This is a genomic window from Sphingomonas sp. BE123, from assembly GCF_031456015.1.
GTDB lineage: Bacteria > Pseudomonadota > Alphaproteobacteria > Sphingomonadales > Sphingomonadaceae > Sphingomonas.
In genome coordinates, this window is the sequence record NZ_JAVDTW010000001.1 from 658,976 (window position 1) to 670,825 (window position 11,850).

15 protein-coding genes are annotated in these 11,850 nt (G+C 65.7%); 10 read left to right on the forward strand and 5 right to left on the reverse strand.

Going from position 1 to position 11,850, the window contains the following annotated elements; translation table 11 throughout:
- The first annotated feature begins 6 nt into the window (after nt 1-6).
- Nucleotides 7-405, forward strand: a complete 399-nt coding sequence (locus J2Y54_RS03255; protein WP_310038440.1) for a DUF4112 domain-containing protein — start codon at nt 7-9, stop codon at nt 403-405.
- A 9-nt stretch (nt 406-414) separates the two neighbouring features.
- Here the strand turns inward: J2Y54_RS03255 and J2Y54_RS03260 are convergent, their stop codons facing one another.
- Complete coding sequence (locus J2Y54_RS03260) at nt 415-873, reverse strand: hypothetical protein (protein ID WP_310036872.1); 459 nt, start codon at nt 871-873, stop codon at nt 415-417.
- Nucleotides 874-910: 37 nt separating this feature from the next.
- Nucleotides 911-1,756: a carboxylating nicotinate-nucleotide diphosphorylase gene (nadC, locus tag J2Y54_RS03265; RefSeq protein ID WP_310036874.1), complete on the reverse strand. Its 846-nt coding sequence runs from the start codon at nt 1,754-1,756 to the stop codon at nt 911-913.
- 144 nt (nt 1,757-1,900) lie between these two features.
- Here nadC and J2Y54_RS03270 point away from each other — a divergent pair, with 144 nt between their 5' ends.
- From J2Y54_RS03270 to J2Y54_RS03310, 9 genes are all read left to right on the forward strand, one after another.
- Entirely contained in the window at nt 1,901-2,224 is a 324-nt protein-coding gene (locus J2Y54_RS03270; RefSeq protein ID WP_310036875.1) for a DUF1476 domain-containing protein, read from the forward strand.
- Between the two features lie 2 nt (nt 2,225-2,226).
- Entirely contained in the window at nt 2,227-2,469 is a 243-nt protein-coding gene (locus tag J2Y54_RS03275) for a BolA family transcriptional regulator (protein ID WP_310036876.1), read from the forward strand.
- Between the two features lie 2 nt (nt 2,470-2,471).
- Nucleotides 2,472-2,801 (forward strand): Grx4 family monothiol glutaredoxin, encoded by a 330-nt coding sequence (gene grxD / locus J2Y54_RS03280; protein ID WP_310036877.1) that lies wholly within the window; start codon nt 2,472-2,474, stop codon nt 2,799-2,801.
- 341 nt (nt 2,802-3,142) lie between these two features.
- Entirely contained in the window at nt 3,143-3,511 is a 369-nt protein-coding gene (locus tag J2Y54_RS03285; RefSeq protein WP_310036878.1) for a BlaI/MecI/CopY family transcriptional regulator, read from the forward strand.
- Nucleotides 3,508-5,088 carry a M56 family metallopeptidase gene (locus tag J2Y54_RS03290; protein ID WP_310036879.1) on the forward strand — a complete coding sequence of 527 codons (1,581 nt, stop codon included), beginning with the start codon at nt 3,508-3,510 and terminating at the stop codon, nt 5,086-5,088. Before J2Y54_RS03285 ends, J2Y54_RS03290 begins: the two co-directional genes overlap by 4 nt.
- Before the next feature lie 134 nt (nt 5,089-5,222).
- Nucleotides 5,223-6,080 (forward strand): MBL fold metallo-hydrolase, encoded by an 858-nt coding sequence (locus J2Y54_RS03295; protein ID WP_310036880.1) that lies wholly within the window; start codon nt 5,223-5,225, stop codon nt 6,078-6,080.
- Nucleotides 6,080-6,802, forward strand: a complete 723-nt coding sequence (locus J2Y54_RS03300) for a DUF4230 domain-containing protein (protein ID WP_310036882.1) — start codon at nt 6,080-6,082, stop codon at nt 6,800-6,802. The genes J2Y54_RS03295 and J2Y54_RS03300 overlap by 1 nt, the downstream gene beginning before the upstream one ends.
- 87 nt (nt 6,803-6,889) lie before the next feature.
- Nucleotides 6,890-7,888 carry a quinolinate synthase NadA gene (gene nadA / locus J2Y54_RS03305; RefSeq protein WP_310036883.1) on the forward strand — a complete coding sequence of 333 codons (999 nt, stop codon included), beginning with the start codon at nt 6,890-6,892 and terminating at the stop codon, nt 7,886-7,888.
- Between the two features lie 30 nt (nt 7,889-7,918).
- Nucleotides 7,919-8,485 (forward strand): Uma2 family endonuclease, encoded by a 567-nt coding sequence (locus tag J2Y54_RS03310; RefSeq protein WP_310036884.1) that lies wholly within the window; start codon nt 7,919-7,921, stop codon nt 8,483-8,485.
- Between the two features lie 6 nt (nt 8,486-8,491).
- Here J2Y54_RS03310 and J2Y54_RS03315 read toward each other — a convergent pair whose 3' ends face one another.
- From J2Y54_RS03315 to J2Y54_RS03325, 3 genes are all read right to left on the reverse strand, one after another.
- On the reverse strand, nt 8,492-9,478 hold the full coding sequence (locus tag J2Y54_RS03315; RefSeq protein WP_310036885.1) for a phytanoyl-CoA dioxygenase family protein: 987 nt from the start codon (nt 9,476-9,478) through the stop codon (nt 8,492-8,494).
- A 44-nt stretch (nt 9,479-9,522) separates the two neighbouring features.
- Nucleotides 9,523-11,202: an energy-dependent translational throttle protein EttA gene (gene ettA / locus J2Y54_RS03320; RefSeq protein ID WP_310036886.1), complete on the reverse strand. Its 1,680-nt coding sequence runs from the start codon at nt 11,200-11,202 to the stop codon at nt 9,523-9,525.
- A gap of 104 nt (nt 11,203-11,306) precedes the next feature.
- On the reverse strand, nt 11,307-11,786 hold the full coding sequence (locus tag J2Y54_RS03325; RefSeq protein ID WP_310036887.1) for a hypothetical protein: 480 nt from the start codon (nt 11,784-11,786) through the stop codon (nt 11,307-11,309).
- Between the last annotated feature and the right edge of the window lie 64 nt (nt 11,787-11,850).

The following is an 11,850-nucleotide window of genomic DNA, read 5'->3' on the forward strand; positions in this document are numbered from 1 at the left end:
ACCCGCATGACGCGCAATGCCGGAACCCTCCCCATCGGTCGCGGACCCGAAGCGGTGCGGCAGCGGATCGAGGTGATGGAGCGCCTGCTCGAACGCAGCTTCACCATCCCCGGCACGCGACAGACGGTTGGCCTGGATGCGCTGCTCGGGCTGGTCCCCGTCGGCGGTGACGTCATCACCGCGCTGATGGGGCTCTACATGGTCTGGGAAGCGCGCAACCTCGGCATGTCACGCGGCGCAATGCTGCGCATGGCGGGCAATGTCGGGGTGGACTGGCTGATCGGCCTGATCCCCGGCGTGGGCGATGTGGCCGATTTCTTCTTCCGCTCGAACACCCGCAACCTGCGGATCCTGCGCAAACACCTCGACCGCCATCACCCCGCAACCGCGACGATCACGCTCTGACCCGGCGGGTCAGGCGAGCGGATCCTCGGGCATGCTCCCGACCGGCTCCGGGTCGCTGCCGCGGAACCACGCCCGCGCATCGGCGCGGAACAGCATCACGACGGCCACCGCATTCAGCACGAAGGTGAGCAGGTTCAGCGCCACCGGCACGATCCCGGTCATCTCGAAATTGGCCAGCGTGAACGGCAGCCCGACCGCCGAGAGCGCAAAGAATGCGACGATGATCCACTTGGTCACCTCGCTCGCCTTGCGCGCGGTGAAGTACCACAGCAGCAGCGATACCAGCAGCGCGAACAGCGTGAAGCCCAGCAGCATCGCCTGGCCAAAGGGCAGCATCTCGGGTGCCGCCGCAAACCCCGCTTCGATCGCTGCTGTCTGCTTTTCCCAACCCAGCGCCGCGTTGAGTCCCCAGACCAGGATCGAGCCCAGATAGGCCTGTTCGAACCGAATAATCGATGTTGGACGCATGCCCGTGTCTCCCCCGCTATTCGCCACAGGCTAAGCGTCAGGCAGGGGCAAAGTCCAGCCCGATATCCGCTGCCGGCGCCGATTGGGTGAGGCGGCCGACACTGACATAGGTCACGCCGCTCGCGGCAATCTCGGCAATCGTTTCGAAACGAACCCCGCCCGATGCCTCGGTCGGGACCCGCCCCGCGACCAGCGCCACCGCCGTGCGCAACTGCGCCGGCGCCATATTGTCAAGCAACAGGTGCGTCGCGCCGGCGGCAAGCGCCGGCTCGATCTGGTCGATCCGGTCGACTTCGACGATAATCGACCCGATTCCGGCGCGCACCGCCCGCGCGACTGCCTCACCAATCGATCCGGCAACGGCGATATGGTTGTCCTTGATCATCGCCGCGTCCCACAGGCCCATGCGATGGTTGCGCGCGCCGCCCATCCGCGTCGCATATTTCTCCAGCCGGCGCAGGCCGGGGATGGTCTTGCGCGTGTCGAGCAGTGTCGCCCCGCTTCCGGCGATGGCATCGACATAGGCGCGCGTCATCGTGGCGATGCCCGACAGATGCTGGACCGTATTGAGCGCCGACCGCTCGGCCGTCAGCAGCGCGCGCGCATTGCCGCGCAGCCGCATCAGATCGCATCCGGGCGCGACCGCTTCTCCCTCTTGCGCCAGCACCGCAATCTCGACCGTCGGGTCGAGCGCGCGGAAAAACGCTGCCGCGATCGGCAGCCCGGCGACGGTGATCGCGTCGCGGCTGTCCATCACGCCGTCGAACACCGCGTCTTCAGGAATGACCGCATTCGCCGTGACATCGCCACTGCCGACATCCTCGGCCAGCGTGGCTGCAACGAACGCGTCGAGGTCGAACCCGGCAAGCTCGAACAATGGCATGGCAACTCCCTCAGACCTGGTTGCGCGCGGGCCTAGCCCGGCATCTTCCCGGCGGCAATGCGCGTCGCTGGCTCAACGCCCCGTTGTCAGGGACGCGGCCTGTCACTATCTGCCCGGAGGAGCATCATTTTGGGGTAACCGACCATGACCACCTTCGACGATCGCGAACGCGCGTACGAGGCCAAATTCGCCCGTGACGAGGAAATGGCGTTCCGCGTCACCGCTCGTCGCAATCGCCTGCTCGGCCAGTGGGCCGCCGAAAAGATGCAGCTGACTCCCGCTGAAACCGACGCCTATGCCAAGGCGGTGGTCCAGGCCGATTTCGAGGAATCGGGCGATGAGGACGTCATCCGCAAGCTGCTGGGCGACCTCACCGCTGCCGGCGTCGAAGTCGACGATGCGGCGGTACGCAAGGCAGTCGAGGACATGACGGTCGAGGCCCGCCGCCAGCTGATCGAGGCGCAGTAACCATGCCCATGGCCGCAAGCGAGATCGAGGCGCTGATCCGCGCCGCACTCCCGGACGCGTCGGTGGAAATCACCGACCTTGCCGGGGATGGCGATCATTATGCGGCACATGTCGTAAGCGAACAGTTCCGCGGGATGCCCCGGGTTCGCCAACACCAGACCGTCTATGCCGCGCTCGGCGGTCGCATGGGGGGCGTGCTGCACGCACTCCAGCTGACCACCGCAGCCCCGGCCCGGAGCGAATGACCATGACCGATACCACCAACGCCAAGATCCAGGCGCTCGTCGACGCCAATCCCGTCCTGCTGTTCATGAAGGGGACGCCGCTGTTTCCGCAGTGCGGCTTCTCGAACCGCGCCGTGTCGATCCTCAACCATCTCGGCGTCGCGTTCGAGAGCGTCGATGTCCTGCAGGACCAGGATGTGCGCCAGGGGATCAAGGCCTTTTCCGACTGGCCGACCATTCCCCAGCTCTATGTGAAGGGCGAATTTGTCGGCGGATCCGACATCATGATGGAAATGTACGAGAGCGGCGAACTGGCCGAACTGCTGTCTGAAAAAGGCGTCGACATCGCCTGATCCACGGCGAGGCTGGGTCGGCACCGCGGAACCAGCCTCGACACCCGAGCGCGCATTCCGACGCTGAACGGGAAAGGGCGGACGGTCCGAAGACCATCCGCCCCTGAAGCGTCACACGATCGTGAACACTGATGCACATTCCTTTGCATCGACCGTGCCAGTTACGGCACCCCGCGCATTAGCGCGGATCGCGATGGTTAACGCGATCTCGCCCCGCTGGCGACTGTCAGCTTTTCCGACACCGTCAATCTGCGGTGCACCCCGTTTCATTCACCCGGCATTCAGTTTCACGACTACAAATGTGATCGTAACGATTACAGGCGTAGTCAGAGAGGGACGGAATGACCGAGCGGATCAGCGATGCCGAGCATGCGGTGATGGAGGTTCTGTGGGACGAATCGCCCCTGACCGCGCAGGATGTGGTCGAGCGGGTCGCCCCCGCGCGCGGCTGGAGCGCCAACACCGTCAAGACATTGCTCGGCCGGCTGCTGGCCAAGAATGTGGTCGCTGCCGATGAAGATGGTCGCCGCTACCAATATCGCCCGCTCGTCGCCCGGGGTGACTATGTCGACGGCGAATCCCGGCGGCTGATCGACCGGCTGTTCGGGGGCAAGCTGACCCCGCTTGTCGCCCATCTCGCCGAGCGCGACGCATTGAGCGCGCAGGACATTGCCGAGATCGAGGCACTGCTCCGGGAGATCAAGCAATGATCGCCTGGATCGTCGAAACCATGATCGCCACCACGCTGTTGATGCTGCTGGTGCTTGCGCTGCGCAAGCCGGTTGCCCGCCAGTTCGGTCCCGGCGTCGCCTATGCGCTGTGGCTGCTCCCGGTCCTGCGCTTCTTCGTCCCGCCCCTGCCGGGGGCGTGGCAGCCCAGCGTACTGCTGGCACCGCTGACCCGCGCCACCGAGGCGGCGCCAGCCACCTTCGCCGCGCGCACCGATTTCGTCGTCCAGCCGGCAACAGCGTTCGATGCGGTCGCGCTGCAGCCGTCGGTCGATCCGGTGCCCGCCCCGACCGGAGTTGATGTGCTCGCGGCAGCATGGCTGCCGGATGCCGCGACCATGATTGCCTGGCTGATCGGGCTGTGGGTCGTCGGCGCGCTCGCCTTTCTCGGCTTTCACCTGATCGCCCATCAACGCTTTTGCAGCCGGCTGTTGCGCGGCGCGCAGGTGCGCCGAACCGTCGCCGACGGACGCGTCCACATTCTCGAGACCGATGCCGCCACCGGCCCGCTCGCCTTTGGCATCTGGCGCAAATATGTCGCGTTTCCGCGGGATTTCGCGGACCGCTACGATCCGGTCGAACGCAACCTCGCGCTCGCCCATGAACTCGGGCACCACCTTCGGGGGGACCTGATCGCCAACTGGATCGCGCTGGTCGTGCTCGCGCTCCATTGGTTCAACCCGATCGCATGGCGGGCGTTCCGCGCGTTCCGTGCCGATCAGGAACTGGCCTGCGACGCCCTGGTGCTCTCAGGCCGCGCACCGGCGCTGCGTCAGGCCTATGGCCGCGCCATCGTCAAGTCCGCGCATGGGGGTGCGGTCTCGGCGGCTTGTCATCTGCATAGCGTCAACGAACTCAAAGGGAGGCTCAGAATGCTTTCGCATCATCAACCCAAGTCGCGTGGCCGGGTCCTGGCCGGAATTGCCAGTGCCGCTGCCCTGACCGTGACCGGCCTCGCAATGACCGCGTCGGGCGCCGGGGCGGCCATGCCCGGTGCCGACACGCCGGTCGCACCCCAGGCTCCGGCCGCTCCTGCCGCTCCGCCCGCGCCAGTCGCACCTGCGGCACCTGCGGCACCTGCGGTCCCGGCAGCGCCCGACGCACCCAAGGCCAAGCGCGTCGTCGTGATCGAACGCAAGGACGGTACGGACACGAAGACCGAAACGCGGGTCATCCGCCTGAAGAGCGATGGCAAGGAGATTGCCTGGTCGCCGACCGACGCCGTGCGCTCGGGCAAGTGCGGCGACACCAAGAGCGACGCGTTCACGGTCGAGACGAAGGAAGATGGCAAGCGCAAGGTTGTCATCTGCACCGATCGCATCGAACGCCGCGCCGCCGCAGCCGCCGATGCCGCCAAAGCTGCCGAAGCCGTTGCGCGCCATGCCGAGGTGATCGCGCTGGCCAGCGCAGAAATGGGCAACCGCCAGGCTATGGCCAGCCTCACCATGGCGCGCCGCACCATCGCGGCACAGAGCGATCTGCCACCCGAACAGAAGGCAGCCGCGCTCAAAGGGATCGACGACGCGATCCGCGAACTCGAAGGTGCCGCCAAGAACTGATCGCCACCCGAGCGACATGTGGCAGCCCATCGCCACGCGTCGCTCACCCGGACCGGCCGCGTTGAGGGAACGCGGCCGGTTCCTCCGGTCGCTCCGGGGTTGTGCAGACGTGCCGGACAGGCCATCTCAGGATCATGGATGACGTCCCAACCGGCGCAGCGATCCGACTTGAGCCGCTGGTGGCGCGGGTCCTCGCAGATAACCCCTCCCCCTTTACCTATACCGGTACCCAAAGCTACCTCGTCGGGACCAGCGACCTTGCGGTGATCGACCCGGGTCCCGACCTTCCCGATCATCTCGACGCGCTGCGTGCCGCGATTGCGGACCGGCCGGTGCGCGCGATCCTCTGCACGCACACCCATCGCGACCACAGCCCGGCCAGCCGCCCGCTTGCGGCCGCGACCGGCGCCCCGATCATCGGCTGCGCGCCGCTGGCACTCGATGATGACGGTCCGCGCGCCGATGCTGCCTTTGATCGCGATTATGCGCCCGATCGCGTCCTCGCCGATGGCGAGCGGGTGTCGGGGACTGGCTGGACGCTCGAGGCGGTGGCGACGCCCGGCCACACGTCGAACCATCTTTGCTTCGCGCTGATCGAAAGCGGCGCGCTGTTCACCGGCGATCATATCATGGGCTGGTCGACCAGCGTGGTCGCGCCGCCCGATGGCGACATGGGCGCCTATATGGCCAGCCTCGACAAGCTGCTCGCGCGCGCGGACCGCGTCTACTACCCCGCGCACGGCCCGGAGGTGACCACCCCCCAACGCCTCACCCGCGGCATGATGGGCCATCGCAAGCAGCGCGAGGGCCAGATCCTGCGCCTCCTCGACGCGGGAACCGGCGCGATCCCGGACATGGTGGAGCGGATGTATGTCGGTCTGGATCCCCGGCTCACCGGCGCGGCCGGACGTTCGGTCCTCGCGCATCTGATCGACCTCAGAAACCGGGGTCTGGTGGCGGAGAAGTCTGGCATATGGCACGGGATCGCATGATGAACCGCTCGCTTCGCCTGCTGCTTGCGGCCGCTGCGCTCGCGGTCATCGGCGCCGCCGCGTTCCTCGTGTGGGATCGCGTTGCCGAAACCCGGCTGGAGACGTTGCCCGACGATGGCGGCGATCCCGTAACCCAGATCGTTACCGCGCGCCTCGACGGCGCTGGCGCGCTCAAGGTCGCCGAGCTGACCGGCACGGTCCAGGCGACCGCATCCGACACGCGCGGCCTCGGCCTGTTACGCAGCGATCAGGTCGTGAAGATGCCCTATTCGGTCAGCTATTTCGTCGATCTCTCGCGGCTCGGCGCGGATGACCTGCAATGGAACAGCCAGACCCGCACGCTGATCGTCGATGCTCCAGACGTGACCGCAGCGCCGGCCAATACCGACGAAGGGCGCCGCACGCTGGTTCAAACCAAGGGACTGTTCGTCACCCGCGAAGCGGCAGAGGCCCTGAGCAAGAGCACCTCGGCCCGCGCCACCGCCGTGGCCGAACGCGAGGCCAACAGCCCCGAACGCATGGCGCAGGCGCGCGAGCTCGGTCGCGCTGCCATCGCCCGGCTCCTCGGCCAGCCGCTCGCCGCGGCCGGGCTCGGCGAAGTCCGCGTCGTCGTCACCTTCCCGCCCGAACGCGGGCGACGCGACGGCGAACGCTGGGACATGTCGAAGCCGGTCGATCAGGTGCTGCGCGAACGCGCAGCGCGCGAGGCGCAAACGAAATGAACGTGATCGCATCCGGCGCGCTGCCCCCAATGGGTTGAACCGCGTGCCGGACAAGGCCATGTGAGGCCCGAATCAGAGGGCTTTACGATGAACGCACGCACCGACCTGTCCGGCATCGACATCCGCGCCGAGATCGACCGCCTGCGCAAGGAGCGCAACGCCGTCATCCTCGCGCATTATTACCAGAAGCCGGAGATTCAGGATCTCGCCGATTTCGTCGGCGACAGCCTGGAGCTGAGCCGCAAGGCCGCCGAGACGGACGCCGAGGTGATCGCATTCTGCGGCGTGCGCTTCATGGCTGAAACCGCCAAGATCCTGTCGCCGGACAAGACCGTGATCCTGCCCGACATGAATGCCGGCTGCAGTCTCGAAGACAGCTGCCCGCCCGATCAGTTCGCCGCCTTCCGCGCGCAGCATCCCGACCATATCGCGCTGACCTACATCAACTGCTCGGTCGAGGTGAAGGCGCTCAGCGACATCATCGTCACCAGCTCGTCCGCGGAGAAGATCCTTAGCCAAATCCCGCCGGAACAGAAAATCATCTTCGGCCCCGACAAGCATCTCGGCGGCTATATCAATCGCAAGATGGGCCGAGACATGCTGCTGTGGCCCGGCGTGTGCATCGTGCACGAGGCGTTCAGCGAGACCGAGCTGCTCAAGCTCAAGGCGCAGCATCCGGACGCCCCAGTCGCGGCGCATCCCGAATGCCCGCCGCACGTGCTCGACCACGCCGATTATGTCGGATCGACCAGCGGCATCCTGCAATTCGCCAAGGATTTTGACGGCGACACACTGATCGTCGCGACCGAACCGCACATCATCCACCAGATGGAAAAGGCGGTTCCGGAAAAGACCTTCATCGGCGCCCCCGGTGCCGACGGCAACTGCAACTGCAACATCTGCCCGTACATGGCGCTCAACACGCTGGAGAAGCTCTACGTCGCGCTGCGCGACCTCGAACCGCGGATCGAGATTGCAGAGGATATCCGGCTCAAGGCCAAGAAGAGCCTTGACCGGATGCTGGCGATGGCGAGCGGCACGGTGGGCCTCGGCGACCTCGGCCCGTTGCGGGTGACGGGGGATTGAGGGCAAGCGCCACTGTGGTAGGATAGCGACATGACTGCGCAGGACGTCCTTCAGTCGCCGCACAAATACCGGCTCCGCGTCGCGGACTATCTCGCCCTGGCAGAATCCGGGGCGTTCGACGGGATGTGCACTGAGTTGATCGAGGGGGATGTCATTGTGATGAGCCCGGAGTTCCGGCCACACTGGTATGTGAAATCCGAACTCGCCTACCAACTCCGCAAATCGCTTGAACACTCTGGCAGCAGCCTGTTTTCCGGAGAGGAAGGCAGTGTGGCGCTTTCCGAGAATGACATGCCGCGCCCAGACATCATTGTGACGAATGAACCGCGCGGTGAGGGTCCAATCCCGCTCGTTTCAGTCCGGCTGCTGGCCGAGGTGTCGAACACCACGTCTGTAACGGACATGGGCTCGAAAGCGGATCTTTACGCCCGGTATCAAGTGCCGGAATATTGGGTGGCTGACGTCACCGGACGGGTTATTCATCAGATGTGGTCGCCCACCGATGGGCGCTACGTCGAGCAGCGCGCGGTCGCCTTCGGCGCGGCAATCACCGCCGCGACCATCCCCGGATTGACAGTCAAAACCGCGGCCCTCTGACGCCCCTCACCGCCAGTCGCGGTGCACCGTCAGCGTGGGCGAGTAGAAGTTCACATATTGCGCCATGCGCGGCCGGTTCGACCGGTTGGGGCTGGCGCCGTGCGGCAGGTCCTGGCGCCAGATCACCAGATCCCCCGCGCCCGCCGCGATCGGCACTGCTTGCGGGTCGAGATGCACCGTGCGCGGGTCGGTGTCGCCGAGCTCCTCCAGCCACGCGTGGAGCCGGTGATGGAAGCCGGGCAGCAGTGCGAACGCCCCCTGATCCGCCGCCGTGTCGGTCAGGTACAGGATCCCCTGCGTCGCGAACGGGATCGGCGGGGCAAGGCTGACATCCCAATGCATCGTCGGCCCCTGAAACGGCCGGCCGGGGATTTCGGGCGGGTTAAAGCTCAGCCGGTCGACAATGCACCACAGGTCGCTGGTGCCCCATAGCTGGGCGAACGCCTTGTGCACGCGCGGCGCGCGGCGCGCGATCTCCAGCGCCGGGTCCTGAAAATGCTGGACCATGATGCCGTTGAGCGCGTGTCCGTACCAGCTCTCGGGCCGGGCCGGATCGGCATCCAGCAGCCGCCACAGCAACGCCTCGACCTGCGCCGCCTCATCGCGCGAGATCGCCCCGCGCAGTGTTACCCAGCCCTCACGCTCCCACTGCGCAAGATCTTCGGCATCGAGCACGTCGGGCATCGCTTCGATGGCATCGAGCCGCGCCTGAACCTCAGCTGGCACCGGCGCGCTGTCCAGTGCCGCATGGTAGCGCGCGACGGTCAGCGGATCGGGCCGCCCCGCCGTCGCGACCACCCAATTTTCGAACGCGTCCAGATCCGGTTGGAACTGGCCGAGATACTGGATGGTCTGTTCCAGTCCCAGCCCGAGCGTGTCGAGCAGCATCCGCTCGCTCTGATCGCGCCGAACCGCGCGCGGGGCGCGGAACGTCAGCTCCGCCCAAAGGCTTTCAAAGCCACGAATGTCGCGAAGGCTGGCAGGACTGTGCATCGCCGCTACCCTCCCGGGCGCGGCGATGCAGGTCAATGGGACAATTACCGCGTCAGCTTCTTGTACGCCAACCGCGTCGGACGATCCGCCGCATCGCCCAGACGACGCCGCTTGTCCTCTTCATACGCCTCGAAATTGCCCTCGAACCATTCGACGTGCGAATTGCCCTCGAAGGCGAGGATGTGCGTCGCGAGACGGTCGAGGAAGAAACGATCGTGGCTGATGACCACGGCGCAGCCCGCGAAATTCTCGATCGCCTCTTCCAGCGCGCCCAGCGTTTCGACGTCGAGATCGTTGGTCGGTTCGTCGAGCAGCAGCACGTTGCCGCCACGCTTCAGCATCTTGGCGATGTTGACGCGATTGCGCTCACCGCCCGACAGCTTGCCGACATTCTTCTGCTGGTCCTGGCCCTTGAAGTTGAACGCGCCGACATAGGCGCGGGTCGACTGGTCGTGGCCGTTGACCTTCATGTAATCGAGCCCGTCGGAGATTTCCTCCCAGACATTGTTGGCCGGATTGAGGTGATCGCGGCTCTGGTCGACATAGCCGAGGCGCACGGTCGTGCCGATCTCGATCTTGCCTTCATCGGGCTGTTCCTGACCGGTGATCAGCTTGAACAGCGTCGACTTGCCCGCGCCGTTCGGCCCGATCACGCCGACGATGCCGCCGGCCGGCAGGCTGAACGACAGGTTTTCGAAGAGCAGCTTGTCGCCATAGGATTTCGACAGGTTCTCGACCTCGATCACCTTGCCGCCCAGACGCTCGGGCACCTGGATGACGATCTGGGCCTTGCCCGGCGTGCGGTTCTGCTGCGCTTCGACCAGCTGTTCGAACTTGGCGATACGGGCCTTCGACTTGGTCTGGCGGCCCTTCACGCCGGCGCGGATCCACTCCAGCTCGTCCTTGATCGCCTTCTGGCGCCCGGTGGCCTCGCGGTCCTCCTGCTCCAGGCGCTTGGCCTTCTTTTCCAGATAGGTCGAGTAATTGCCCTCGTACGGGAAATACTTGCCGCGATCGAGCTCGAGGATCCAGTTCACCACATTGTCGAGGAAGTAGCGGTCGTGGGTGATCATCAGCACCGCGCCGGCATATTCCTTGAGGTGGTTTTCCAGCCACTTGACGCTTTCGGCGTCGAGATGGTTGGTCGGTTCGTCGAGCAGCAGGATCGACGGCTTCTGGATCAGCAGCCGGGTCAGCGCGACGCGGCGCTTCTCACCGCCCGAGAGATTCTCGACCGACCAGTCGCCCGGCGGGCAGCGCAAAGCCTCCATCGCGATCTCGAGCTGGTTGTCGAGGCTCCAGCCATCGACCGCGTCGATCTTGGCCTGAAGGTCGCCCATCTCCTCCATCAGCGCGTCGAAATCGGTATCGTCCTTGGGATCGCCCATTTCGGCCGAGATCGCGTTGAACCGCTCGACCAGATCGGCGGTCTCGCGCGCGCCGTCCTTGACGTTCTCGAGCACCGACTTGGTAGGATCGAGCTGCGGCTCCTGCTCCAGATAGCCGACGGTGATATTCTCACCCGGCCACGCCTCACCGCTGAAATCCTTGTCGATTCCGGCCATGATCTTGATCAGGGTCGACTTGCCCGCGCCGTTCGGGCCGACGATGCCGATTTTCGCGCCCTGATAGAATTGCAGGTTGATATTGCTCAGCACCGGCTTTTGCGCGCCGGGGAAGGACTTGGTCATGTCCTTCATCACGAATGCATATTGGGCGGCCACTTATGGTCTCCGATCGATCGAACAGGTTGGTCTGGATGTTGACGCGCGATGTAGCGACGGCACGGCGCCAAGGCAAACCCGGCCAGGAAAGGCCGGAAATCAGGCTAACGCAGCCAGCGCACCATGGCGGGATAGACGGGTGTTCCGCGGCCGGCAGGCTGAAACGGGCTGTGCGCCATGCCCGCGGCCACCAGCTCGGGTAGCCCGACAAACACGCCCATCCGATATCCCGCCGCGATCGCTTCACCACGCCCGCGATAGCCGCCGGCGTGGAAGACCAGTGCCGGATCGATGCCGATCGCCAGCGCGGCGGCATAGGACCATGCCATGGCAGCGGCCTCGAGCGCGCTGTCGTCAGGGATCGGTTCGCGCCGCGCAGCCGCGTCGAGCACCGCCAGATGTCCCGCCTCGTGCAGAATGTCTCCCGGCCAGTCCAGCCGCTCGGGATCGACAACCACCCCGCCATCGACCAGCGCGACCGCGGGCAGAAACGAATCATCGGCGACGGCCGCGATCGTCACGGGAAGTCCGATGCTGCGCACAAAGGCGACGATCCGGTCAAGAATCGCTGGGTCGCGGTCCATGTCCACACTCTAACCCGCTGCCACTCCAACGGAAACGCGTTAGACTGGTGACGCAGCGATTTTC

What these genes read in the sequence shown, in the direction of transcription:
- J2Y54_RS03290 (WP_310036879.1), top strand. Translation starts at nt 3,508, where the DNA reads ATGATCGCCTGGATCGTCGAAACCATGATCGCCACCACGCTGTTGATG.
- J2Y54_RS03260 (WP_310036872.1), bottom strand. Translation starts at nt 873, where the DNA reads ATGCGTCCAACATCGATTATTCGGTTCGAACAGGCCTATCTGGGCTCG.
- J2Y54_RS03310 (WP_310036884.1), top strand. Translation starts at nt 7,919, where the DNA reads ATGACTGCGCAGGACGTCCTTCAGTCGCCGCACAAATACCGGCTCCGC.
- J2Y54_RS03315 (WP_310036885.1), bottom strand. Translation starts at nt 9,478, where the DNA reads ATGCACAGTCCTGCCAGCCTTCGCGACATTCGTGGCTTTGAAAGCCTT.
- nadC (WP_310036874.1), bottom strand. Translation starts at nt 1,756, where the DNA reads ATGCCATTGTTCGAGCTTGCCGGGTTCGACCTCGACGCGTTCGTTGCA.
- J2Y54_RS03270 (WP_310036875.1), top strand. Translation starts at nt 1,901, where the DNA reads ATGACCACCTTCGACGATCGCGAACGCGCGTACGAGGCCAAATTCGCC.
- J2Y54_RS03255 (WP_310038440.1), top strand. Translation starts at nt 7, where the DNA reads ATGACGCGCAATGCCGGAACCCTCCCCATCGGTCGCGGACCCGAAGCG.
- J2Y54_RS03300 (WP_310036882.1), top strand. Translation starts at nt 6,080, where the DNA reads ATGAACCGCTCGCTTCGCCTGCTGCTTGCGGCCGCTGCGCTCGCGGTC.
- J2Y54_RS03285 (WP_310036878.1), top strand. Translation starts at nt 3,143, where the DNA reads ATGACCGAGCGGATCAGCGATGCCGAGCATGCGGTGATGGAGGTTCTG.
- nadA (WP_310036883.1), top strand. Translation starts at nt 6,890, where the DNA reads ATGAACGCACGCACCGACCTGTCCGGCATCGACATCCGCGCCGAGATC.
- grxD (WP_310036877.1), top strand. Translation starts at nt 2,472, where the DNA reads ATGACCGATACCACCAACGCCAAGATCCAGGCGCTCGTCGACGCCAAT.
- J2Y54_RS03275 (WP_310036876.1), top strand. Translation starts at nt 2,227, where the DNA reads ATGCCCATGGCCGCAAGCGAGATCGAGGCGCTGATCCGCGCCGCACTC.
- J2Y54_RS03295 (WP_310036880.1), top strand. Translation starts at nt 5,223, where the DNA reads ATGGATGACGTCCCAACCGGCGCAGCGATCCGACTTGAGCCGCTGGTG.
- J2Y54_RS03325 (WP_310036887.1), bottom strand. Translation starts at nt 11,786, where the DNA reads ATGGACCGCGACCCAGCGATTCTTGACCGGATCGTCGCCTTTGTGCGC.